Genomic DNA, 22,122 nt, shown 5'->3' on the forward strand with positions numbered 1-22,122 from the left:
ACAAAACCTAAAATTTCAAGGCGCATTTCTGCACCTTTTTTTATGGAGGATATTATTGATGGATAACAAAAAGGATTCGTTGATGCTCATTGACGGCATGGCGCTTTTGTTCAGGGCTTTTTACGCCACAGCCGTGTCTGGCCAGTTCATGATCAATGCCAAAGGGATGCCGACGAATGCGGTCCATGGGTTCCTTAAACATATGCTGGCCGCCGTTTCGGAATTTTCCCCATCCCATCTTGCCGTTTGCTGGGATATGGGGAGCAAGACATTCCGCACCGAACTTTTCGATAGCTACAAGGCGAACCGGGGGGAAGCGCCTGTCGAATTGATTCCCCAGTTCGATTTGGCGAAGGAGGTTGTGAGCGCCTTTGACATTCCGAACATCGGCCTCGCGGGCTATGAAGCGGATGACTGCATCGGAACCATCGCAAGGCAGCTTGGCGGTTCAATGCCCATTTCGATCTTGACAGGCGACCGCGACATCCTTCAATTGCTTGATGACGCAGTGACGGTTATTTTGCTTAAGAAAGGGTTCGGCAATTATCAGGTCCATACCCCGGGATCCTTTTTTGAAGAATGCGGATTGATACCTAGGCAAATGATTGACCTAAAGGCGCTCATGGGCGACCCGAGCGATAATTATCCGGGAGTCAAGGGCATTGGTGAAAAAACGGCGTTGAAGCTATTAAAGGAGCATGGCCATATCGAAGGCATTCTTGAAAACCTCGAGCTGCTTTCCAAATCCCATAGGTCGAAAATCGAACAGGACCTCGAAATGCTCCACCTGTCAAGGAAACTTGCGGAAATCCATTGCAGCGTACCGGTTGATTGTGACTTGGAAGCCGCCGTATTTTCTCCCGATAGGGAAAAAGTTGAATCGATGCTCTTGGATACCGGCCTAAGGGGAATCGCACGAATGGTTCCTTTTCGTTCCGAAGTTGTTTTTTAATTACGTAAAGCCAGAATACGAAAGACTGCCCGTTTCCGATAAGGAGCGGGCATTGTTTATGGGCGGGGAAGTAACTCATAGCAGTTGCTTCCCTCCAGTCCTGTCGAGCGCTAAACGGGCGCTTGCGCTTTTCTAGCTACCGGCGGGTATTGCTTTTTTTTGCCCTTTCTTCTAGTTCACTTTTTGGGTCGGGTGTGCGAGTCGCATCCTGTCCAAATCCTTGTGGATTCACGCCTGGGGCTTTTGTCCCCCTGTTGTTGCCGTCATTTTTGCTCATTTCGTCACCTCCTGTTTTCTTAGTATCCCCTCAGGGAATAATAAAAAACACGTGTTAACTTTCGAGAAGGGGTGAAGGAATTGAACAAGGGAGTCATTGTTTCATTATTAAGCATTGGGCTCGCCCAGGGCCTAAAAATACCGATCCACTATGTAAAAGAAAAGGAGTGGCGCCCGGAGCTGTTTTTCCAGACGGGAGGCATGCCGAGCTCCCACTCGGCCGGAGTTTCATCCCTGACAACTTTCATTGCGCTTAAAAGGGGAGTTCCGACTGCCGATTTCGCGCTATCCCTCGTATACGGGCTAATCGTCATGTACGATGCCCAGGGAATCAGGAGGCAGACCGGGGAACTGACTCTGAAAGTAAATTCGTTGGATGAACTAATCGATAAAATACACCATGACGAATCAACGGTAGAGTTTGAGGAAAAAACGCCAAAAAGGCTGAAGGAAATGCTGGGGCACAAACCCGAGGAAGTACTCGGAGGAGCGCTTTTGGGGCTTTTGGCAGGTTACATCGGACATCTTTTGACAAAAAATGATAGCAAAACGTCTGGTTTTACAGTAAACTAAAAACAGAATATATGTTTGTAAAATCAGGAAGGATGGGTCATAAAGGTGCAGACGGTCGACCTTTACCTGCAGGATTTGAAGGCGAAAGGCTTTCAATTGCAGGAAGATGCCATTGGTTTCATTTACTTCGGCAAGCATTATACAAACGCCCCAGATGAGGTGGCGATTGCCGCGATTGAGCTGACGCTGAAAGCCCAAATCGGGTTCGAAGGCAGCTTCTATGTTTCTCTATTGGAAACGCTTGTTTCCAATCAAATTCATACAAGGCAGGCTGCCCTTGACTATGTAAAAGAACAGGGACTGCTATTCCTTTAAGAGGAAAAAAAGCCGGGCTATGCACCCGGCTTTTCAACATTCAGTGGGATTTCCATAAGTTTTTTTTGGCGGGGGGGCAGTTCCGAGATAACCATTCCCAAGAAAATGAACAGGCATCCCGCGAGTGCCGAAATGGTAAGGATATCACCTGCCCAAAAGTATCCCGCTCCAGCGGCAAAAACCGGTTCCATCGCGAATATGAGTGCAACCCTTGTAGCCGATGTATGTTTCTGGAAGGCAGTTTGGGCTAAAAAAGCGATCGCTGTCGCGAAAAGTGATGTAACAAGGAGTGCAATCAAGACCTCGCTTGAAAAAATAATCTCGGGCTGGAACGCTTTTTGCCAGTTTTCAAAAAATAATGCCGAAACAGAAGACAGGATTCCAACAGTTGCAATTTGGACAATTGTAAGTAGAAGGGAAGGGTACAGGCTGCTGTATTTTCCAGTAAACAAAATATGCAAGGCGAAGCCGATAGCGCAAATAAAGACGAGGCCATCCCCCTTATTTAACGGAGAAACTCCTGTCATTGTCAGGAGGAACAATCCTACTGTCGCCACCAATACTCCTATTACAGCATTCCTTCCGGGCTGCTGTTTCATAAGCAGGAAAGAAAAGAGCGGGACAAGGACCACGCTCAGCCCGGTGATAAATCCGGCTTTTGAGGAAGTTGTATACAAAAGCCCGGCGGTTTGTGACGCATAGCCGACAAAAAGGAACAGGCCGAGAAACGCGCCTGATAGGATTAGACGCGGGGTCACCAGGGATAGTTGTTTCCGGTCAGCAAGCAGAAGCCATATGGCAAGCAAAAGCGCCGCTGTGAGGAAACGGACACCGTTGAATGAAAAAGGCTCCAGGGAGCTAATGGCGTTTTGGATCATCACGAATGTTATGCCCCAAATGAACGTTACGAAAAGCAAAACGGAGTCAGCGAGAATATGGCGGCTCCTATTCATTTTTCCTAATCCCTATTCTTGATAATTCGTCCGCTACTTTGTTTTCGCTCCCCGGGATCCATTTTATGAAAAAAAGATCGAACTGCCTTGTAAGTTCAAGCGCCCGGTCAAGGAGAGGCGCGTAGTTTTTATTTTTGGCGAATTCTTTTTCAACAGCATTGTTCACAAGCTCCGAATCAGTCCTGAATGAAACGGTCCTGTAGCCTTTTTGAAGGCAGATTTCCAATGCCTTGATAAACGCATGGTATTCTGCTTCATGATTAGTCATGATTCCGAGGGGCAAAGAGTACTTTTCCGCCGACCCATGGCCTTTGATGAAAATGCCTGCGCCGCTTGGACCAGGATTACCCGCGCTTGCCCCGTCGATGTATACTTCTATCAATACCCATTCCTCCATTATTGTGCTAAAGTGATTTTATCATAAAACGACAGTGGTAACAGATTATATTTTCGGAAGTAAACGTTTAAGAAGGATTGAAATGTGTATCATGAAAAGAATGGTTTTTTAATATTAATGGCAAAGATATAGGATACAAAGGAAATACGGAGGTTTTTTGATGAAATACAAACTGGAATGGCTTTTTACTATAAAGGGAGGCGGGAAGGTCCGGTTTCATTCCGACTGGCTTGAAGGGGACCTGGCGCTCGCGTCTGCAGAGGAGCTCGAAAAAATAGGGAAAGCCCATGAATTTTCCTTTGAGGATGAAATTGGGACCGAGTGGTCAATGAAGGAAATGAGGAAGCTCCTCGAGGAGACAGAAGAGGATCCCCATGATGTTGTTGTTTATTTTGACGGCGGCTTCATGAAAGATACGAATGAAGCAGGTCTTGGGGTGGTCCTGTTTTTCAGGCAGGGCAAAAAAAAGTTCCGGGTTCGTGCAAATGAGCGGATCGGTGAGATGGAAACGAATAACGAAGCGGAATATGCAGCCCTTTACTTTGCCGCCACTCTTCTTGAGGAATTCGAGATAAAAAATATGCCTTGTGAAATACGCGGTGATTCCCAGGGAGTTCTAAAACAGCTTGAAGGAGAATGGCCGTGTTATGAGGAAGTGCTGAACCGCTGGCTTGACCGGATTGAAAAGAAATTGGAAGCACTCGGCATCAAGCCTTCATTCAAGGTCATTTCCCGCTCGGAAAATAAAGAAGCCGACAAGCTTGCGAGCCAGGCGCTTGAAGGGAAGAGAATACATGCGAAAACACAGCTGCTATAGGAAGGAGGCTGCTCATGGAAAAGGAAGCGATTGGCAGAAAGCAGCTTCTGCAGGAGATAAATTGCCTGATTCAGGGTTACTGCGAAGGCTGCTTTTTGTACAGACAAAATGTTCTTGATTCAGGAAAGCGAAAATCCCATAAATTTTGTATTAGCGAGTGCACGGTGGGCGGCCAAATAAAGGAACTGGGGTGCAGGCTCGCAGGCAACAGGATGCAAAAATAAAAGGCTGGCGCAATGCCAGCCTGAAAAATCGCTTTTTATAATTAGAAATTAAAGTTTTACTACGTTGGCAGCTTGTGGCCCACGGTTGCCTTCAACGATTTCAAAAGAAACTTCCTGGCCCTCTTCAAGGGATTTGAAGCCTTCTCCCTGGATTGCGGAGAAATGGACGAATACGTCTTCGCCGCCTTCTACCTCGATGAAACCATAGCCCTTTTCGTTGTTGAACCATTTAACTTTGCCGTTTTGCATATAACCTTTTCCTCCTAAAACCTTGCAGGCATCCTTTGATGCCCGAGTTGAATATTATCATGAACCAGATGTCCAGGAACTTCCTGAAATAGTCTGAACCATGATGCATTAAATATACACGAAAAACCCCCGGCAGTCAAGGAATGAAAGCGCTATTACTTCCAGCGCTGCCAGTTTTCCGGGCAGTATTGTTCATAAAAAAATATTTACGCCATACCCTTTACTATCCAAAAAGAAAAGGGTGAGGGAATGTACAGGCTGGAAAAAGGCAAAAGGGAAATTATGCTGCGGTTTTCACGCGAATCTGCCTGCGGGGCGGCGGATCGCGAGGAGATTTGCCGGATGCTCCTTAGGAGAGAAGTCGATATTGAGAAAATAGCCGATTCCGGCAGCGGCATTTTATTCCACAATCGGCTCGGGGCTGTAGTCCTGGAAGCCGAGCAGTTTCCATCGTTTTTATTTACCGTCCGGTCGGTTGTCCCAAAAAGTGCCTGGTTTTACGAGTAAGGGAGTGCGGGGCTGCATGTCCATTAATAGAGCGGCCGATTGAGCATCACGCTGCAATAGGATAAAATGGATGTATCTCCGGTTTTTAGATTGGTGGTAGAAACAGTGAAGAAAGTCATAATATCTGAAAAGCCATCCGTGGCAAAAAACATCGCGGATGCTTTAAAAATAAAAGGCAAACAAGACGGCTTTTATGAAGGCGAAAGTTATATCATTACATGGGCATTCGGCCACCTTCTCCAGCTTTATGACGCAAAAGATTATGATGCCAAAATGGCAAAGTGGAACATGGATAATTTTCCATTCATTCCGGAACAGTTTAAATACAAGGTGAAGAGTGACCCAAAAGATAGGGATAAGGAAGATTTTGGCGCTAAAAAGCAACTGAAGACGATTTACAGCCTCATCCGAAGAAATGACGTTGACGGAATCGTTTCCGCGTGCGACTTTGACCGGGAAGGCCAGTTGATTGGCGATAGCATCATTTACAATAGCAGGACGGGAAAACAGGTTTACCGGCTGCTTTTGAATGAATGGACGCCAGCCGAGGTTTTAGACGGCCTTAAGTCCCTCAAGGAGAATTCGGAACTGAAACCGCTCCAGGATGCGGGCGTCAGCCGGCAATGGGCCGACTGGGCAATTGGTATCAACCTGACATCGGCGGCAACGCTCAAATATCAAAAAGGCTCGGGAAAAGCATTGAATATCGGCAGGGTTTTGCTGCCTACCTTGAAAATCATTTATGACAGGGATATGGAAATCGAAAGGTTTATCCCGGAAACATATTTTAAATTCACCGCGCTTTTTAAAACAGCGCGAAATGAACATTACGAAGGGACCTATCAGGCAGGCGGCGAGGAGAAGTTCAAGGACAAGGCTGAACTGGAAGCCGTCCAGGCGGCCCTAGAAGGCCACAGCGGAATGATTGCTGACAAGAAGGTAGAGAAAAAACGCGAACTCCCGCCGTTCCTTTTCAATCTATCAAACTTGCAAGGCTTTATTACGAGTAAGTATAAGGGCTGGACTTCCGATAAAGTTTTGAAGGTGGCCCAATCGCTATACGAAAAAAAATACATTACCTACCCGCGTACGGCAAGCTCGGTCCTTGAGGAAACACTTGCCGGCAAAGCAGCTAAAGTTTTGAATATTCTAAAGGAGAATCTCCCTTACAAGGACGAGGTTGTTTTTACAAAATCAAGGCGTGTTTTCGATTCGTCAAGGGTCGAAAGCCATAGCGCCATCATGCCGACATACATGATTCCAAAATCACTGACAGCGGATGAAGCGATCGTTTACAATGCGATTAAAAACCGCTTCATTATGCAGTTCATGCCCGCGGCGGAATACGAGGAAACAAAAATCATCACGTCCGTGCCTGAATCCGGGTTGAAAGGGGATTTTGTGTCCAAAGGCCGGGTCCAGCTCGTAGAAGGATGGAAAAAGGTTGAGAAAATAGATTCGAAGGAAACAACGCTGCCCAATGTCCAGCTGAACGAGCAAGTCGAAATCGCCAAAACCGATTTATCATCCCATGTAACGAAGCCGCCAAAGCATCATACCGAGAAAACGCTCCTCAGAGTTATGGAGACATGCGGAAAAGGCCATGAGGAGGAAGACAGCGAAGAGATGATGGAATCAATCCTCGCCGGCTACAGCATCGGCACCCCTGCCACAAGGGCGGAAACAATCAAGAAGCTGAAAGACATAGGATATATCGAGGCCCAAAATAAAAACCTTCTTTGTACAAGCCTTGGAAAGCGCCTTGTCGAAACGTTTCCGGTCCGGGAACTATTCGATCTCGAATTCACTGGCAGGCTCGAAAAAACACTGTCCGACATTGAAAAAAGGAAAGTGAAAAAGGATGATTTCCTTGAGATGATTTTTGGCTTTACCTCCGAATCGGTCGAAAGGATTAAATCAGGAAAGGCTGAAATCCTTCAGGAGGTATCAAGAGCCAGGAAGACGGCCGAAGTGCTTGGAAAATGCCCGGAATGCGGAACAGGTGGCATCATCGAAGGGCAGAAAGGCTTCGGGTGCAGCAATTGGAAAAGCGGCTGTAAGTTCGTTGTCTGGAAAAATGATAAGTTCTTGGCCGCTTTAAAAAAGAAGCCTACCGCCACAATGGTAAAAAGCCTTTTGAAAAAAGGCTCTGCAAATGTCAAGGGGCTGACAAGCAAAAAAGGTTCGAAATTCGACGCAATCCTGAGATATGAGAAAGACGTTGAAAAAGGCTATTACTCATGGAAAATGGAATTCGACAACAAGCCGAAAGCGGCTAGGAAAAGGAAATAAATCGAAGGGGCAGGGTAAATCCCGCTCCTTTTTTTCTTAAGGGGAAAGATATTATAAGATAGGGATAAAAATCACTCACTTCGGCCGCTGGATTTGTTACAATAGAATGGCAGTTGCCACAATTCAATCAGGGAATGCGGGGGATTTTTTTGGAAAAGACGAAGCACAAATCCGATATTGAAATTGCACAGGAATCAAAAATGCTGCCCATCGCGGAAATTGCCGCGAAGATTGGGCTTTCGGGCGACGACCTCGAAATGTATGGAAAGTACAAGGCTAAACTTTCAACTGAGGCGTTGAACAAACTCAAAACAAAGGAAGACGGCAAGATCATCCTTGTAACGGCTATAAACCCAACACCTGCCGGGGAAGGGAAATCGACGGTTACCGTTGGTCTAGGGGATGCCTTTAACCGGATTGGCAAAAAGGCGATGATCGCCATGCGCGAACCATCACTTGGCCCAACGATGGGTATAAAGGGCGGCGCCGCGGGCGGAGGATATGCCCAGGTTTTGCCGATGGAAGACATAAACCTCCATTTCACCGGTGACCTGCATGCGATTACAACCGCCAATAACGCTTTGGCGGCTCTGATAGACAACCATCTACAGCAGGGGAATGAGCTGCGGATCGACCAAAGGAGAATTGTCTGGAAACGCGCGGTTGACCTGAATGACCGCGCCCTCAGGAAAGTCATTATCGGGCTGGGCGGCCCTGTGCAGGGGGTACCGCGCGAAGACGGCTTCGATATTACCGTGGCCTCCGAAATCATGGCTGTCCTTTGCCTGGCGACAGATATGGCCGACCTGAAGAGACGGCTTTCACGCATGGTTGTCGCGTACAATGATAAAAAAGAGCCGGTGACAGCCGGAGACCTTGGCGTCGAAGGGGCACTCGCGCTGCTTTTGAAAGATGCGATCAGGCCGAACCTTGTCCAGACGATCGAGCATACACCGGCCATGGTACACGGCGGACCATTCGCGAATATTGCCCATGGCTGCAACTCTGTCATTGCGACGACAACGGCTATGAAGCTGGCGGATTACGTAATTACAGAGGCTGGATTTGGCGCAGACCTTGGGGCTGAGAAATTTTTGCATATTAAATCCCGCAGCGCTGGCATCCGCCCTGAAGCAGTTGTCATCGTGGCGACTATCCGGGCGCTTAAAATGCACGGCGGCGTACCGAAGGCCGAGCTTGGAAAAGAAAACGTCGCGGCGCTCACACTAGGATTCTCCAACCTGAAAAAACATATCGATACAATTAAGGAATTTGGCTTGCCGCCTGTTATCGCAATCAACCGCTTTGTAACCGATACGGAGGAAGAAGTGAAAGCATTGCTTGAATGGTGCGCCAAAGAAAACGTCCCAGCCGCGCTGACCGAAGTATGGGAAAAAGGCGGAGAGGGCGGAATCGACCTTGCCCAAAAGGTCCTCAAGGCTATTGAAGCAAGCGAAAACAACTTCCAGCCGCTTTATGATCTTTCGGATCCAATTGACGAGAAAGTTAGGACAATCGTCCAAAAGGTATATGGCGGTGATAATGTCGAGTTTTCATCAAAGGCGAAAAAGCAGCTTGAAGAGTTTGAAAAACTCGGCTGGTCAAACCTGCCTGTCTGTATGGCGAAAACGCAGTACTCCCTATCTGACAACCCAGCCCTGGTCGGAAGGCCTTCCGGATTCACAATCACGGTCAGGGAATTTAAGCCTTCCATTGGCGCGGGTTTCATCGTCGCCCTTACTGGTGAAGTCATGACTATGCCTGGCCTGCCGAAAAAGCCGGCGGCCCTGAACATGGATGTCGACGATAAAGGGAACGCGGTCGGATTGTTCTAATCGAGCAAATTGGATGTTTTTATGGGAGGCTCCTGATATAGGGCCTCCTTTTTAATTGGGTTTGTAAAGATGGAGTGTAAAAGGCCTGAATGGGTTAAGCTTTTCACAAGGGAGGTTTGGAAATTGTTTGATCCAACAGCATTTGATAATATGAAAGTAATTGTGGAAGGCGCCGTTTATGACCTGGATTTAGCGGGAGAAATCCTTGTTACGGACAGAAAGGACCTCGTTGACCTTGCCAGGCTTTCGAGGCTGTTCTCGGTTTCGTTCGAAGTGAAGGATACCCCTGGAATCGTGGCTGAACTTAGGCTTGTTGCCGGGCTGGAAAACCTGGCTTCGGAACTATTGCCTTCAGCGGGACGGGGGCTTGAGGGGTGCGAACTTTTTTTATTTTTCAGGGCAGAACATAGAGAAGCTCCATCCTTATACAGGACCATCGATTCATACGTGAATTCGGTATGGGGCCTCGAGCGAAAGATTATCCAATCAGCAAGCCGGGATCCGCTTTCGGAAAATGAGGAAATCAGAAATGAAATCATGGTTGATTTCAACAGGCTTGTAACCGAAGCGCAAATCGAGGAACTCAAGGAAATTCCTATTTACATGGTAGAAACGGCCAGAGGCCTGCATTCGATTTTGTATGTTTAAGAACAATTTTAACAGGGAGGGCGGAAACGGATGTCAATTTACGAGTTCAATGCGCGATTAATCGACGGCGAAGAGGTATCATTAAACCGTTTTGAAGGGAATGTCACGCTTATCGTCAATACAGCGAGCAAGTGCGGTTTTACCCCCCAGTTTGGAGAATTGCAGGAGCTGTTTGAAAAATACAATGAACGCGGCTTTACTATCCTTGGCTTTCCTTGCAATCAATTTATGAACCAGGAGCCGGGAAACGAAGAGGAGATCAAGGCGTTTTGTCAGCTGAATTACGGTGTGACGTTCCCGATGTTCGAGAAAATCGATGTAAACGGTGATGACGCGCATCCGCTCTTTTCCTACCTTGCGAAGGAGGCACCCGGCATCATGGGAAGCAAACGGATCAAATGGAATTTCACAAAATTCCTAATTGGCCGGGATGGCAAACCTGTTAAGCGCTTTGCACCAAATGACAAGCCGGGGGAACTGTCAAAAGATATTGAAAACCTCCTATAGAGGCAGTGATTTTAACGGAAATAAATACTATAATAATGGGTAATGGAAAAACCTATACATAGATTAAAAAAGTTGCTTTCCAGAAGAAAAGGGGGATTTATTTTGAAAAAGACTGCCTGGGTTACAGACAGTACGGCTTTTCTGGATGAAGAATTAAGAAACAATCCTGATTTGTACACGATTCCGTTGTCCGTCATTCTTGACGGTGATGAATTCGCGGACGGCATCGACCTTACAGCCGAGGAGCTTTACGCGAAACTGCGCGAACTCAAGACGCCTCCAAAAACATCACAGCCATCGGTCGGGGCGTTCAAGGAGCTTTACGACAAACTGGCGGAGAACTATGACCAAATTATTGCCGTGCTTCTTTCTTCAAAACTGAGCGGCACGGTTTCCTCAAGCGAACAGGCGGCCCAGCTTGTCGAGATACCAGTCACAACAATTGATTCAAAGATACTTGCATTTCCATTATCAGCCCTTCTTAAAAAGGGGATTGAGCTTGAACGTTCTGGTAAAACTGTTGAGGAAATCAGACTGGAGCTGGAGAAGCACCGTGACGAGAATGAAACGTATGTGCTAATTGGCAGTCTTGAACAGCTGCACAGAAGCGGCCGCATGGGGGGACTCCAATTTTTCCTCGGAAGCATGCTAAGCATCACACCTGTCATTTCCATTGAAAACGGAGGACTGGAAACAAAAGAGAAGGTCCGCAATACAAAAAAGGCGAAGGAAAAAATGGAAGGATATTTGAAAGCCGCCTATGAGAAACATCATTTTAAAGAGGTTTATCTCCTATATGGTCTTCACGAGGACAAGGCGCTCGAATGGCAAAAGGAACTCGAACCGAAATTCCCGGAACTCACATTCAGGCGCTGCCCATTGGGAGCCACCATTGGCGTCCACGCCGGCGAAAATACCCTCGGGATCAGCTGGTATCATAACATCGACTAAAGTGCCAATTAGGCGCTTTTTTCTTTTGCGAATGTGAAGAAATGCGAACAGTGCCTGGCACCGCCCGAATTTTGTCGAAACACGAACAGTGCCAGGCACCGCCCGAAATTTGTCGAAATGATGCGGGACTGATGTGTTTCTGTGGGCGGTTTTGAAGTCATATGATTCTGCTTAATTTGAGGAAAATCTTAATGATTAAATGATTTCCCAAAACCCTGGGTTGAGTTTGGCGGGAGGTTCACCAGGATGTTCTTTTCATGGTAAAATAGCAGGATGGAAGGGAGTGCGGATTTTGGAAAAAGTGATTGCTGAAATAGAACGGTATGTAAAGCAGGAGATGGGCGAAGACCCGACCGGCCACGATTGGCACCATGTGGATAGGGTCAGGAAGAATGCATTAATAATCGCCGCCGGGGAAGAAATTGGTGACCGGAACATCATTGAAATGGCCGCGCTTCTCCATGATATACCGGATGAAAAACTGAATGATTCAGCAGAAGCTGGCAGGAATAAACTGGACGGATTCCTAGAGACGCTGGGGCTGGATCAAACTACTAAACAAAAAATCAACGAAATCGTCTACTCGATTTCTTTTAAAGGCGGGAATGGCGAAGAGCTTCCCTCCATTGAAGCAAGAATTGTCCAGGACGCCGACCGCCTAGATGCGATTGGCGCTATTGGTATCGCGCGTGCTTTTGCCTATGGAGGCAAAAAGGGCCAGCAAATCTTCGCGCCGGAACTCGGCGTCCGTGAAAATATGACCGTCGAAGAGTACAGAAACGGAAAATCATCAAGCATCAACCATTTTTACGAAAAGCTTTTAAAATTAAAGGGCTTGATGAATACTGAAACGGCCATCAAGATGGCTGAGGATCGGCAGCTCTTTATGGAAGCCTACCTCACCCAATTTAGCAGAGAGTGGGATTGCTTAATATGAAAATGCTGACTGTTGAAAACCTCTCGAAAACATATGGGGAAAAGAAATTATTTAACGGCATTTCTTTTACCATTAGCGAAAAAGAGAAAATTGGACTGATCGGGATAAATGGAACAGGAAAGTCCTCCCTGTTGAAAATTATCGCGGGCGTCGATGATTCCGATTTCGGCGAAATTACCGCCCCGAAGGAGTACAGGATCGCGTACCTTGACCAGCAGCCTGATCTGGATCCCGAATTGACAGTCCTTGAACAGGTCTATCATGGAGATGCTCCGGTTGTCAGGACGATGAGGAAATACGAAGAATGCCTGGCGAGGCTTGAGGCCGCACCAGGGGATCCAAGGATTCAGGATAGGCTGTTCGAGCTTCAAAAGGAAATGGACTCTGTCAACGGCTGGGATGCGAGCACAGATGCCAAAACAATTTTAACAAAGCTCGGGGTTGAAGGGTTTTCGAAAAAAATCGGCGAACTGTCAGGCGGCCAAAAAAAGCGTGTCGCCCTTGCCGGCGTCCTGATTGAAGCCCCTGATTTGCTGATTCTTGATGAGCCGACGAACCATCTTGATTTCAACTCGGTAAAATGGCTTGAGGACTACCTGAAAAGCTACGGCGGGTCTGTCCTGCTAGTCACACACGACCGCTATTTCCTTGATCGGGTCACAAACCGGATTATGGAATTGGACGGCGGCAATTTGTACACATACAAAGGTAACTATGCAAGCTTTCTTGAAGCGAAAGCCATCCGTGAAGAAAACGAGGCGGCAACCCATGAAAAAAAGAAAAACCTTTTCAGGCGGGAACTCGAATGGATTCGCAGGGGGGCGCAGGCGAGGTCGACGAAGCAAAAGGCGAGGATTGACCGGTTTGAAACACTTCAGGATCAGATATCCAGCAAGCGGAGCGGTGAAAAAGTCGATATTTCTTTGAGTGGCAGCCGGCTTGGAAAGCAAGTGTTCGAGCTGAAGGATGCCAGCAAATCATTTGGAGGCACGGTTATTCTCGACCGCTTCAATTTGCTTGTGAAACCAGGTGACAGGCTCGGCATCATCGGCCGCAACGGGACCGGGAAATCCACGTTATTGAATATTCTGGCTAAACGGATCCCGTTGGACAGCGGGGAATATGAAATGGGCCAGACGGTGAAAATCGGCTACTACACACAGGAAAACGAAGACATGGATGACAGCTTAAGGATGATTGAATACATCAAGGAAACCGCCCAGGTTATTGAAACGACTGATGGCAAAACGATTTCAGCTTCCCAAATGCTTGAAAGGTTTTTGTTTCCTCCGGCTTCACACGGGACGCCGATCCGAAAGCTTTCCGGCGGGGAGAAGCGCCGCTTGTATTTGCTGAAAATATTGATGGATGCACCAAACGTCCTGCTTCTCGATGAGCCGACCAATGATTTGGACACGCAGACGCTGACCGTTCTCGAAGATTATCTGGAGGACTTTCCCGGCGTAGTTATTACTGTTTCGCACGACCGGTATTTCCTTGATAAAACAGCCGAGCAGCTGCTTATTTTGCAGGGCGGCGGGGTAGTTGGCACCTATTATGGCAATTATTCGGAATACCTCGAGCAGGAAACGGAAAAAGCCGAGCCTGCAGTAAAACCGGTAGCCGAACACCCGGCGAGGGTGAAGGAAAAGAAGAAAAAGATGACCTATCAGGAGCAGAAGGAATGGGAAACAATCGACGATAAAATCGCCTCCATTGAAGCGAGGCTGGAAGAGATTTCTACCGAAATGGCATCGACAGGCAGCAATTTCGAGCTTGCGCACAACCTTATGAAGGAAGAGACGGAACTGAACGAAGAACTCGAGAGGCTGATTGAGCGCTGGTCTTATCTTTCTGAAATCGCCGAGGGGTAATTGGTGGGTAAGTTTCCATGCGAATGAAGACAGTTTTGATTTGGAAGACCCATTGAAACTGTCTTCATCGGGTTTATGAAAACAGTTTTGGGCAGGAAAATCGGTTGAAAGTGTCTTCATCCAAAGGTAAAGTTTTTACTATACAAAAAGTAATTACTATAAATGAAATGGAAAAGCCATTATGTTACAGTAGAGGTGAGGTGAACAAAGTGAAAATCATGTCCATAGAACCGACGCCCAGCCCGAATACAATGAAAATCAACCTAGATCAGGAATTGCCGATGGGCAAGAGCCATAATTATAAGAAAGAAAACCAAGAGGGAGCCCCTCCCGTTATAAAAAAGGTGCTTGAAATTGAAGGAGTAAAAGGCGTTTACCATGTCGCCGATTTTATCGCCGTTGAACGGAATGCGAAGTACGACTGGAAAGAACTCCTTGCGAAAGTAAGGGAAGCCTTTGGCGAATCCGCGGAAAACGAGGGAAAGGCAAGCCCCGACTCCCCAAGTTTCGGAGAGATCCAAGTCCAGGTTCAAATGTTCAAGGATATACCCCTTCAGGTAAAATTGACGGATGGCAACGAAGAAAGGCGTTTTGGCATGCCTGCCCATTTCCTGGCCGCCAGGGAAAAGGCCCAGCTGGATGGCGATAATTACATACTGCTCCGTAAATGGCAGGATTTTGGCGTCCGTTACGGGGATTTTGATCATATTGGCAATGAAGTTATTGAGGAACTCACCGCCGCTTATCCTGAGTCACGGCTTGAGGAACTTGTTAATGCTGCGCAGGCCGGCGGTTCCTCCATCCAGGCAAGGCAGCCGCGAGAGCGCCATAAAATAACCGCGGATGCTCTTGAAAATCCTGACTGGAGGGTGCGTTACCAAAAGCTTGAACAAATGCCCGACCCCGAACTTGAGGATTTGCCGCTGCTCGAAAAAGCCCTCCAGGATGAGAAACCCTCAATTAGGAGGCTTGCGACTGTCTATCTTGGGATGATTGATGATAAAGCTGTACTTCCCCTTCTATATAGAGCGTTGAAAGATAAGACGGTAACCGTCAGAAGAACCGCCGGCGATTGTTTATCCGACCTTGGCTATGCCGAAGCGACACCCGCAATGGCGGAAGCTCTAAAAGACTCGAGCAAGCTTGTACGCTGGCGTGCGGCCATGTTCCTATATGAAGTCGGAGACGAATCTGCTCTCGATGCCCTTAAGGAAGCGGCAGATGATCCTGAATTCGAGGTCGCAATGCAAGCAAAAATGGCTCTTGCACGGATTGAAGGCGGCGAAGAAGCGAAGGGCTCTGTATGGAAGCAAATGACCGAAGCAAGGAAAGCGAATTCGTAGAGCAACATCGTGCTGTTACTCCACAAAATCATGTAAAAAATAAACTTGGACTTTCTGGTTTTTGAGAGCAAGGATTTTGGAATTGGCGTAAAATATAGTATCCTAACGAATAGGAATGGAGGGATTTTAATATGTCAATGGCATATGAAGAATATATGAGGCAAATGGTTAAACCGATGCGCGAGGAACTGACAAACGCGGGGTTTGGGGAACTTAACACTCCCGAAGAAGTCGATGCGTTCATGAAAGATGCGAAAGGCACTGCGCTTGTGGTAGTCAACTCCGTTTGTGGCTGCGCCGCGGGGCTTGCGCGCCCAGCCATCACTCAGGCAGTTCTGAACAGCGAAAAGAAGCCTGACCATCTTGTAACCGTCTTTGCCGGACAGGATAAGGAAGCAACCGCGAAAATGCGTGAATACTTCGGCGGTATCGAGCCTTCGTCACCATCCATCGCCCTTTTGAAGGACGGGGAAGTTGTCCACTTTATCCCTAGGCATGACATTGAAGGCAACACAATGGAAGGCGTCATGGAAAATCTATTGTCCGCTTTTGAAGCCAACTGCTAGAAGGATGCCCAAGGGCGTCCTTTTTTCACTGCTGCTAGATTTTTAAGAGTGTTTCGCACTATGGAGGATGTATCGGAAGAACTTTTCACCAAAGAAAGGAATCAGCATATGTTTGTAACAACTGCCGGCAGGGTCACTGACACAATGATTAATAAGGCAAGGTCGGTCGCGGAGGATCTGGACATCCCTTATATCCCACGCAGGAAGAAGTCGATTTCGCAATTGCAAAATGAAAGAGGCGGCGGCTGCATAGTTGCTGGTAACGAGAGCATAAGGCTGTTCGCATTTGGCGAGGAAGAGCCTTTCTTTTTCCATCCATCTTCCGCGATGTTCCGTGTGAAGCGACTCCTTGGTGGCGGCTATGACCCAATGATTGAAGCGGCTGACTTGCGAAAAGGGGATTCGTTCCTTGACTGCACACTCGGGCTCGCCTCGGATTCCATCGTTGCCAGCATGGTCGTTGGCAATATCGGAAACGTGACAGGCATCGAGGCGAATAAATTTCTCGGATATATTGTTAAAAATGGCCTGCACTCCTGGCATTCCGGTGTGGGCGAACTGGATGCCGCAATGGAAAGGATAGACGTTGTCCACAGTGTTGCCCTTGAGTATTTACAATCCCTTCCGGATGAATCGGTTGATTGCGTTTATTTCGACCCGATGTTTGATATTGGCATCGATGAATCGGAAGGAATTAAGGCGCTGCGCCATTTCGCGCTGCATGGGGGAATAGGCGGCGAGGAAATAAAAGAAGCGCTCAGGGTTGCGAGGAAAAGAGTTGTTTTAAAAGACCATTACCTAAGCAAAAGATTTGAAGACTTCGGTTTTACAGTAATGAGAAGAAAAACCGCCAAATTCCATTTTGGCTATATTGAGAAAAATTGAAAGCCGGCCCCAAAGCCGGCTTCAAATATTAATCCGCGATTGCCAAGTATACGAAATAGCCGAGCATGATCAGGCAGCCAGCTCCAACCACCCATTCCATCCCATCACATCCCTATTTTTAATTTTTATAACTATACTTTATTTTTCCCAATAAAAAACTTTAAAACCAGATTAGCCATTCATCTCCAAAAAAGAGTATAATAGATTCAATAAAGATGAAACGTTTTCGAAAGGGGGTTGGGAATATGAATAAATGGCTTAGGAAGTCGTTCGTCGTCATGGTGTCCTTGCTGACGTTCGGCCTTATTACGCCAGCCCAGCCTGGTGTTTTGGACCGTGTAAAGGCCGACAATGAGGCTTCAGAACGGGAGCCTGCCAAGACAGGACCGATTGTCACGGAGAGCGCGCAATCCGAAGAAGTCTCGGACAGGGACCAGTTCATAGAAAACATGGTCAAGCTTGCCGAAGAACGTTCCTATGAAAAATTCGGTTCGAAAATAAAGCCGGTCATCGAAAATGAATTCAGGGAAATCATCCTTCCCAAAATTGAAAATGCGATTGCCGAAACCGCGACCCAATTTCCGGATGAAGACCTGGCTAGCCTTGCCATATCCGAGCAGCCGGGAGCCGGACACTCAGAAAAAATTTTTAACCTTAAAAACAGCCAGACAGGGAAGGACGTAATCCGTTTCCATGTCAGACGGGATAACCCGCCTCATGCAGGATACTGGTTCAACTTCCATTACCATACCTTTAATGACAACTTCCAGGAGCACCATAACCTTGGAAGCATTTACTGGGATAAAAACACCCCTCCGAAATGGATGGCATAGTTTATGATGGGTTCGAGAACACTTGTGGCTTTAACCATGAGATGAATCGAACCTCTTTTTAGTATTCGAAACCGAACATATGTGCTATAATGAAGGTATAATCTTCCATAGGAGGTGACTCTTTTGAATCAGCATAAAGCCTTTCGTTTTCGTTTGTATCCAAACAAAAATCAAGAAATTCTTATTGCCAAAACCATCGGCTGCAGCCGATTGGTCTTTAACCACTTCTTGGGCAAACAGAAAGAATATGAGGCCTATTGGCACGTCGTTGAGGCAATGGTTCAAAACGGTCAACTGCCTCAAAATAATTGGAAAGGCACGTATTTTAATAAATATGACACCATCAAGGCTCTGCCTGCATTAAAAAAGCAGTACCCCTTTTTAAAAGAGGTGGATAGCATCGCCCTCCAAAAGTCAGTGGAGAACCTTGGGGATGCGTATGACCGCTGTTACAAAAAGCAAAATAAATCTCCTCAATTCAAAAGCAAGAAAAACCCTGTGCAAAGCTACACCACCAAATACACCAATGGCAATATTGCCATTGACGGCAACCAAGTCAAACTGCCCAAGTTAGGTTGGGTTCGCTTTGCCAAAAGCTGTGAGGTGGAAGGGCGTATTTTAAATGCCACGATTCGCAAAAACCCAAGCGGGAAATTTTTTATTTCCATCTTGGCAGAAACGGATATTCAAGAATTATCGAAAACGCACAAAGCTGTTGGCATCGACATGGGCATCAAAGAATTTGCGGTCCTCACCCAAGGAGACACGATTCCCAATCCTCATTTTCTAAAGAAAATGGAAGCCAAGTTAATCAAGGAACAACGCACTCTCTCACGCAGGGTAGAGGGTTCTTCAAATTGGTACAAACAAAAACGCAAAGTCGCCCTCATCCATGAAAAAATTACGAATGCCCGAACGAACTTTTTGCATAAACACTCGACGGCATTGGTCAAAAACCACGACCTCATTGCCATCGAGGATTTGCACGTTACCAATATGGTGAAGAATCGTAAGTTAGCCAAGAGCATCCAGGAGGTCTCCTGGTCGGAGTTCCGCCGAATGCTGGAATACAAAGCCAAGTGGTACGGCAAACAAGTAATTGCGATCAGTCCATGGTTTGCATCTTCGCAGATTTGTTCGGACTGTGGCTTTCAGCATAAGGCGGTCAAGAAACTGCAAATACGGGAATGGGACTGCCCCAATTGTGGAACTCACCATGACCGTGACCACAATGCCAGCTTAAATATACTAAACGAAGCCCAACGGCTTCTGTCGGTATAAATAAATCACAAGAACCGCAGGGACTGCGGAGATAGCCTACTCACCTGGTTCGCTACCAAAAGGAGCCACAGCGTAGGAATCACGTCACTTCAGTGATGTGAGGTCCAAACTAACGATATGATGAAAAGCTTGGCGGAATGCCGGGCTTTTTCTGTTTTTAACAAAAGCCCTTGTGGTTGATTTTTTAAAAGCCGTTAGGTTTAGTTAATTTCGGCCTGCCCGCCAATAGCCGCCATCTGAAAAAGGATTCTTTAGGAAAACCTGGCCCAATCGGTCAATAGACAATCTTCACCGGCTCCTTAAAAAAAGGGCCCCCGATAGTCTTTACCTTCGTAACCGACCAATAATTCCCAATAAAAGTCCGCCAACCATTCCACATACTTCCATGCTATAATTTTCATAGATTACCAGAATCTTATACGGAGAAGATGCTCTTTGAAAAAATTGCTCTATGCTGCTCTTTCGGCTTTCTTTTTCCTGTCATTCTTCAACACCTCCAAAGCAGCGCAAGAAGGCGTCGGATTTAAGGATTTACAAAATAATGAGCAGCTGATTCTTGCTTTGAATAACAAGGATGCGGACCGCCTTGTCGGGGAGATTTTTCTATTTCCAAGGGAGCCTTTTAACATAGAACAATCTGCTGGAATCATTAACACAATTACTGGCCTGCCCGAACCGCTCCTGACTAAAATCCATAAAGCTGGTATCGTGGTTAGGCTTTTTAACGGAAAACTGACTGACAATCCAAGTGCCAGGCACCTTAAGGGCGTAATACCCCGTGGATACACGAATGGGAAAACTTGGGATGAAATCCCGGGCATCGGTGGTTCTAAGGTGGTCCTTGTAAAAATCGGCGCGAGCGGCAGGGGGAGCGGCCATGGTTCAATTAACCTGGAGCTTCATGAGTTGGCCCATTCCGTAGACAAACTTGTTTTCCATAATCTCACAAAAAACCAGGCATTTACCTCGATATGGGTGAAGGAGAGAAACAGCCTGTTTCCGGAACAGGAATATTTCCTAAACTACCCGGAAGAATTTTTCGCCGAAGCGTTTGCTCTTTACTACTACAACCGGGAATCAAACCGGATTTTAAAAGAAAAAGCGCCCTCAACATATGAATTAATTAAAGGCCTGGAATAATTGAAGCTCCCGGGCCTTTTCTGTTACAATTTACGAAGATGGAGGGGTTACGATGAAACAATATTTGGAGCTGTGCCGCCATATACTTGAGAACGGTACGGAAAAAAGCGATAGAACAGGGACTGGGACAATCAGCACGTTTGGGTATCAAATGCGATTCGATTTAAGCGAAGGATTTCCGCTTATTACTACCAAAAAGCTGCACTTAAAATCGATTATCCACGAGCTGCTTTGGTTTTTGAACGGAGATACAAATGTTCGTTACCTGCAGGAAAATGGCGTCAGGATTTGGAATGAATGGGCAGATGAGAATGGCGAGCTAGGGCCTGTCTATGGGAAGCAGTGGCGGTCGTGGGAAGGCGCTGATGGAATCGCAGTCGACCAAATCAGCGAGCTCATCAAACAAATCAAGACGAACCCTGATTCAAGGAGGCTTATCGTAAACGCGTGGAATGTAGCCGAGATCGATAAGATGGCGCTGGCACCTTGCCACTGCATGTTCCAATTTTACGTAGCGGATGGGAAACTGTCCTGCCAGCTTTACCAGCGTTCCGCGGATTTATTCCTAGGCGTCCCATTCAATATTGCGTCTTATGCTCTTTTGACTTTGATGATTGCCCAGGTTTGTGACCTGGAACCAGGTGAATTCGTCCATACATTCGGGGATGTACATATTTACAAAAATCATATCGAGCAAGTAAAAGAGCAGCTGGGCCGCGAACCGAGAAAGCTTCCGCATATGGCGATCAACCCGGAAGTCAAGGATATCTTCTCATTTAAATATGATGATTTTGCCCTTGAGGGCTACAATCCACATCCACATATCAAGGGAGCAGTCAGCGTATGATCTCATTTATTTGGGCTATGGACAAAAACAGGGTGATCGGCAATGAAAATAAGCTGCCATGGCATTTGCCGGAGGATTTGAAGTTTTTTAAAAGGTCGACAATGGGCCACCCGATCACGATGGGCCGGAAAACGTTTGACTCGATAGGCCGGCCGCTCCCTGGCAGGGAAAACATTATCATCACCCGAAACCGTGAATATATCCAGGAAGGCTGTACCGTCCTTCATTCAATTGAGGAATTTGTTGAGTACAGCAGAAAGAACGAGGATGAATACTTCGTCATTGGCGGGGCGGAAATTTTCAAGGAGATGTTTCCTTACGCAGACAAGCTTTATGTCACACTCATCCATGAAGAATTTCATGGAGATACTTTTTTCCCCGAGTTCGACCTTGGCGAATGGGCTTTGCTAAATTCTGAAAAAGGGCCAAAGGATGAAAAAAATCCGTATGATTATGAGTTTCGAATATACGCAAGAAAAAGCCGATAGAGGTTTTAAAGAATAAACGAAAAACATCAGCCCAAAAAGCTGATGTTTTTCATTTCTTAACCGAGGTAGCCCATTTGCTCGTATTCCGCAAGTTTTCCCATCATGTTCCGGAAATCCTCAGGCTTTAGGAATTCCTCTTCTTGCAAGTGCGCCCTGATCCACCCGATCAGTTCCGAAGGGGTGTTGAAATAGACGCCGCTTGTGTCACTCTTCCGGACCATATACCGCCCATTGTCTTCATCAATGGTCACTTCCACAGGCAGCACGCATTCATAGCTCTCAAGCGAAAATTCCATGCAGTACACTCCCTTCCAATAGGATAAAATTGACGTTGGTTTTATTTAGTATATGTATAACGGTGCTTTGAAATTATAGAAGAAACAGGATTCCAAAATAATTTTTGACCAGCATTATCCGGGTTATTCCATTGAC

At 46.8% G+C, this 22,122-nt stretch carries 26 protein-coding genes; 21 read left to right on the forward strand and 5 right to left on the reverse strand.

Translation table 11 applies throughout. From position 1 onward, the window contains the following. The first annotated feature begins 58 nt into the window (after window positions 1–58). The gene (locus DRW41_RS12785) at window positions 59–952 is read left to right on the forward strand and encodes a 5'-3' exonuclease (protein ID WP_115452401.1); all 894 of its coding nucleotides are present in this window, start codon (window positions 59–61) and stop codon (window positions 950–952) included. 136 nt (window positions 953–1,088) lie between these two features. Here DRW41_RS12785 and sspL read toward each other — a convergent pair whose 3' ends face one another. Then, complete coding sequence (sspL, locus tag DRW41_RS12790; RefSeq protein ID WP_115452402.1) at window positions 1,089–1,229, reverse strand: small, acid-soluble spore protein L; 141 nt, start codon at window positions 1,227–1,229, stop codon at window positions 1,089–1,091. Window positions 1,230–1,309: 80 nt separating this feature from the next. Between sspL and DRW41_RS12795 the strand changes: the two genes are divergently transcribed. Further along, window positions 1,310–1,801 carry a divergent PAP2 family protein gene (locus DRW41_RS12795; protein ID WP_115452403.1) on the forward strand — a complete coding sequence of 164 codons (492 nt, stop codon included), beginning with the start codon at window positions 1,310–1,312 and terminating at the stop codon, window positions 1,799–1,801. 45 nt (window positions 1,802–1,846) lie between these two features. Then, a complete protein-coding gene (locus DRW41_RS12800) occupies window positions 1,847–2,116 on the forward strand; it encodes a DUF6123 family protein (RefSeq protein ID WP_115452404.1) in 270 nt (89 codons plus the stop codon). 17 nt (window positions 2,117–2,133) lie between these two features. On the opposite strand, the gene DRW41_RS12805 is transcribed toward DRW41_RS12800, so the two are convergent. Both DRW41_RS12805 and DRW41_RS12810 read right to left on the reverse strand, forming a co-directional pair. Beyond that, window positions 2,134–3,069 carry a DMT family transporter gene (locus DRW41_RS12805; RefSeq protein WP_115452405.1) on the reverse strand — a complete coding sequence of 312 codons (936 nt, stop codon included), beginning with the start codon at window positions 3,067–3,069 and terminating at the stop codon, window positions 2,134–2,136. Next, window positions 3,062–3,451: a reverse transcriptase-like protein gene (locus DRW41_RS12810; protein WP_115452406.1), complete on the reverse strand. Its 390-nt coding sequence runs from the start codon at window positions 3,449–3,451 to the stop codon at window positions 3,062–3,064. Before DRW41_RS12810 ends, DRW41_RS12805 begins: the two co-directional genes overlap by 8 nt. A gap of 175 nt (window positions 3,452–3,626) precedes the next feature. Between DRW41_RS12810 and DRW41_RS12815 the strand changes: the two genes are divergently transcribed. Continuing rightward, complete coding sequence (locus DRW41_RS12815) at window positions 3,627–4,283, forward strand: reverse transcriptase-like protein (protein ID WP_115452407.1); 657 nt, start codon at window positions 3,627–3,629, stop codon at window positions 4,281–4,283. Window positions 4,284–4,297: 14 nt separating this feature from the next. Further along, on the forward strand, window positions 4,298–4,507 hold the full coding sequence (locus tag DRW41_RS12820) for a zinc-finger domain-containing protein (RefSeq protein WP_115452408.1): 210 nt from the start codon (window positions 4,298–4,300) through the stop codon (window positions 4,505–4,507). A 48-nt stretch (window positions 4,508–4,555) separates the two neighbouring features. Here DRW41_RS12820 and cspD read toward each other — a convergent pair whose 3' ends face one another. Then, entirely contained in the window at window positions 4,556–4,756 is a 201-nt protein-coding gene (gene cspD, locus DRW41_RS12825) for a cold-shock protein CspD (protein WP_115452409.1), read from the reverse strand. 249 nt (window positions 4,757–5,005) lie between these two features. Between cspD and DRW41_RS12830 the strand changes: the two genes are divergently transcribed. The 16 genes from DRW41_RS12830 (at window position 5,006) to DRW41_RS12905 (ending at window position 21,690) form a co-directional block, all read left to right on the forward strand. Continuing rightward, window positions 5,006–5,263, forward strand: a complete 258-nt coding sequence (locus DRW41_RS12830) for a hypothetical protein (RefSeq protein ID WP_115452410.1) — start codon at window positions 5,006–5,008, stop codon at window positions 5,261–5,263. 105 nt (window positions 5,264–5,368) lie between these two features. After that, window positions 5,369–7,555, forward strand: a complete 2,187-nt coding sequence (locus tag DRW41_RS12835) for a type IA DNA topoisomerase (protein WP_115452411.1) — start codon at window positions 5,369–5,371, stop codon at window positions 7,553–7,555. A 149-nt stretch (window positions 7,556–7,704) separates the two neighbouring features. Next, complete coding sequence (locus DRW41_RS12840) at window positions 7,705–9,390, forward strand: formate--tetrahydrofolate ligase (protein WP_439330871.1); 1,686 nt, start codon at window positions 7,705–7,707, stop codon at window positions 9,388–9,390. A 123-nt stretch (window positions 9,391–9,513) separates the two neighbouring features. After that, on the forward strand, window positions 9,514–10,038 hold the full coding sequence (locus tag DRW41_RS23005; protein ID WP_181884535.1) for a hypothetical protein: 525 nt from the start codon (window positions 9,514–9,516) through the stop codon (window positions 10,036–10,038). A gap of 30 nt (window positions 10,039–10,068) precedes the next feature. After that, on the forward strand, window positions 10,069–10,545 hold the full coding sequence (locus DRW41_RS12850; protein WP_115452413.1) for a glutathione peroxidase: 477 nt from the start codon (window positions 10,069–10,071) through the stop codon (window positions 10,543–10,545). Between the two features lie 102 nt (window positions 10,546–10,647). Next, entirely contained in the window at window positions 10,648–11,496 is an 849-nt protein-coding gene (locus DRW41_RS12855) for a DegV family protein (protein ID WP_115452414.1), read from the forward strand. Window positions 11,497–11,785: 289 nt separating this feature from the next. Then, window positions 11,786–12,433, forward strand: a complete 648-nt coding sequence (locus DRW41_RS12860) for an HD domain-containing protein (protein WP_115452579.1) — start codon at window positions 11,786–11,788, stop codon at window positions 12,431–12,433. Beyond that, window positions 12,430–14,307 (forward strand): ABC-F family ATP-binding cassette domain-containing protein, encoded by a 1,878-nt coding sequence (locus tag DRW41_RS12865; protein WP_115452415.1) that lies wholly within the window; start codon window positions 12,430–12,432, stop codon window positions 14,305–14,307. Before DRW41_RS12860 ends, DRW41_RS12865 begins: the two co-directional genes overlap by 4 nt. Window positions 14,308–14,516: 209 nt before the next feature. Further along, the gene (locus tag DRW41_RS12870; protein ID WP_115452416.1) at window positions 14,517–15,650 is read left to right on the forward strand and encodes a conserved virulence factor C family protein; all 1,134 of its coding nucleotides are present in this window, start codon (window positions 14,517–14,519) and stop codon (window positions 15,648–15,650) included. Between the two features lie 131 nt (window positions 15,651–15,781). Then, window positions 15,782–16,216 carry a BrxA/BrxB family bacilliredoxin gene (locus DRW41_RS12875; RefSeq protein ID WP_115452417.1) on the forward strand — a complete coding sequence of 145 codons (435 nt, stop codon included), beginning with the start codon at window positions 15,782–15,784 and terminating at the stop codon, window positions 16,214–16,216. A 108-nt stretch (window positions 16,217–16,324) separates the two neighbouring features. Continuing rightward, window positions 16,325–17,101, forward strand: a complete 777-nt coding sequence (locus tag DRW41_RS12880; protein WP_115452580.1) for a class I SAM-dependent methyltransferase — start codon at window positions 16,325–16,327, stop codon at window positions 17,099–17,101. A gap of 245 nt (window positions 17,102–17,346) precedes the next feature. Continuing rightward, entirely contained in the window at window positions 17,347–17,934 is a 588-nt protein-coding gene (locus DRW41_RS12885; protein WP_115452418.1) for a YpjP family protein, read from the forward strand. Between the two features lie 123 nt (window positions 17,935–18,057). Continuing rightward, window positions 18,058–19,215 carry an IS200/IS605 family element RNA-guided endonuclease TnpB gene (tnpB, locus tag DRW41_RS12890; RefSeq protein WP_115452419.1) on the forward strand — a complete coding sequence of 386 codons (1,158 nt, stop codon included), beginning with the start codon at window positions 18,058–18,060 and terminating at the stop codon, window positions 19,213–19,215. 435 nt (window positions 19,216–19,650) lie between these two features. After that, window positions 19,651–20,355 carry an anthrax toxin lethal factor-related metalloendopeptidase gene (locus tag DRW41_RS12895; RefSeq protein ID WP_115452420.1) on the forward strand — a complete coding sequence of 235 codons (705 nt, stop codon included), beginning with the start codon at window positions 19,651–19,653 and terminating at the stop codon, window positions 20,353–20,355. A gap of 52 nt (window positions 20,356–20,407) precedes the next feature. Continuing rightward, complete coding sequence (locus tag DRW41_RS12900; RefSeq protein ID WP_115452421.1) at window positions 20,408–21,202, forward strand: thymidylate synthase; 795 nt, start codon at window positions 20,408–20,410, stop codon at window positions 21,200–21,202. Next, entirely contained in the window at window positions 21,199–21,690 is a 492-nt protein-coding gene (locus tag DRW41_RS12905) for a dihydrofolate reductase (RefSeq protein WP_115452422.1), read from the forward strand. Before DRW41_RS12900 ends, DRW41_RS12905 begins: the two co-directional genes overlap by 4 nt. Before the next feature lie 56 nt (window positions 21,691–21,746). Here DRW41_RS12905 and DRW41_RS12910 read toward each other — a convergent pair whose 3' ends face one another. Beyond that, window positions 21,747–21,986: a hypothetical protein gene (locus DRW41_RS12910; protein WP_115452423.1), complete on the reverse strand. Its 240-nt coding sequence runs from the start codon at window positions 21,984–21,986 to the stop codon at window positions 21,747–21,749. Between the last annotated feature and the right edge of the window lie 136 nt (window positions 21,987–22,122).

The organism is Neobacillus piezotolerans (assembly GCF_003362805.1).
Taxonomy (GTDB): domain Bacteria; phylum Bacillota; class Bacilli; order Bacillales; family Cytobacillaceae; genus Bacillus_D; species Bacillus_D piezotolerans.

Bases quoted from the DNA above. Each gene is read 5' to 3' on its own strand.
- DRW41_RS12900 (WP_115452421.1), top strand. From the start codon at position 20,408: ATGAAACAATATTTGGAGCTGTGCCGCCATATACTTGAGAACGGTACG.
- cspD (WP_115452409.1), bottom strand. From the start codon at position 4,756: ATGCAAAACGGCAAAGTTAAATGGTTCAACAACGAAAAGGGCTATGGT.
- DRW41_RS12910 (WP_115452423.1), bottom strand. From the start codon at position 21,986: ATGGAATTTTCGCTTGAGAGCTATGAATGCGTGCTGCCTGTGGAAGTG.
- sspL (WP_115452402.1), bottom strand. From the start codon at position 1,229: ATGAGCAAAAATGACGGCAACAACAGGGGGACAAAAGCCCCAGGCGTG.
- DRW41_RS12815 (WP_115452407.1), top strand. From the start codon at position 3,627: ATGAAATACAAACTGGAATGGCTTTTTACTATAAAGGGAGGCGGGAAG.
- DRW41_RS12875 (WP_115452417.1), top strand. From the start codon at position 15,782: ATGTCAATGGCATATGAAGAATATATGAGGCAAATGGTTAAACCGATG.
- DRW41_RS12820 (WP_115452408.1), top strand. From the start codon at position 4,298: ATGGAAAAGGAAGCGATTGGCAGAAAGCAGCTTCTGCAGGAGATAAAT.
- DRW41_RS12785 (WP_115452401.1), top strand. From the start codon at position 59: ATGGATAACAAAAAGGATTCGTTGATGCTCATTGACGGCATGGCGCTT.
- DRW41_RS12805 (WP_115452405.1), bottom strand. From the start codon at position 3,069: ATGAATAGGAGCCGCCATATTCTCGCTGACTCCGTTTTGCTTTTCGTA.
- DRW41_RS12885 (WP_115452418.1), top strand. From the start codon at position 17,347: ATGAATAAATGGCTTAGGAAGTCGTTCGTCGTCATGGTGTCCTTGCTG.
- DRW41_RS12850 (WP_115452413.1), top strand. From the start codon at position 10,069: ATGTCAATTTACGAGTTCAATGCGCGATTAATCGACGGCGAAGAGGTA.
- DRW41_RS12830 (WP_115452410.1), top strand. From the start codon at position 5,006: ATGTACAGGCTGGAAAAAGGCAAAAGGGAAATTATGCTGCGGTTTTCA.
- DRW41_RS12865 (WP_115452415.1), top strand. From the start codon at position 12,430: ATGAAAATGCTGACTGTTGAAAACCTCTCGAAAACATATGGGGAAAAG.
- DRW41_RS12905 (WP_115452422.1), top strand. From the start codon at position 21,199: ATGATCTCATTTATTTGGGCTATGGACAAAAACAGGGTGATCGGCAAT.
- DRW41_RS12880 (WP_115452580.1), top strand. From the start codon at position 16,325: ATGTTTGTAACAACTGCCGGCAGGGTCACTGACACAATGATTAATAAG.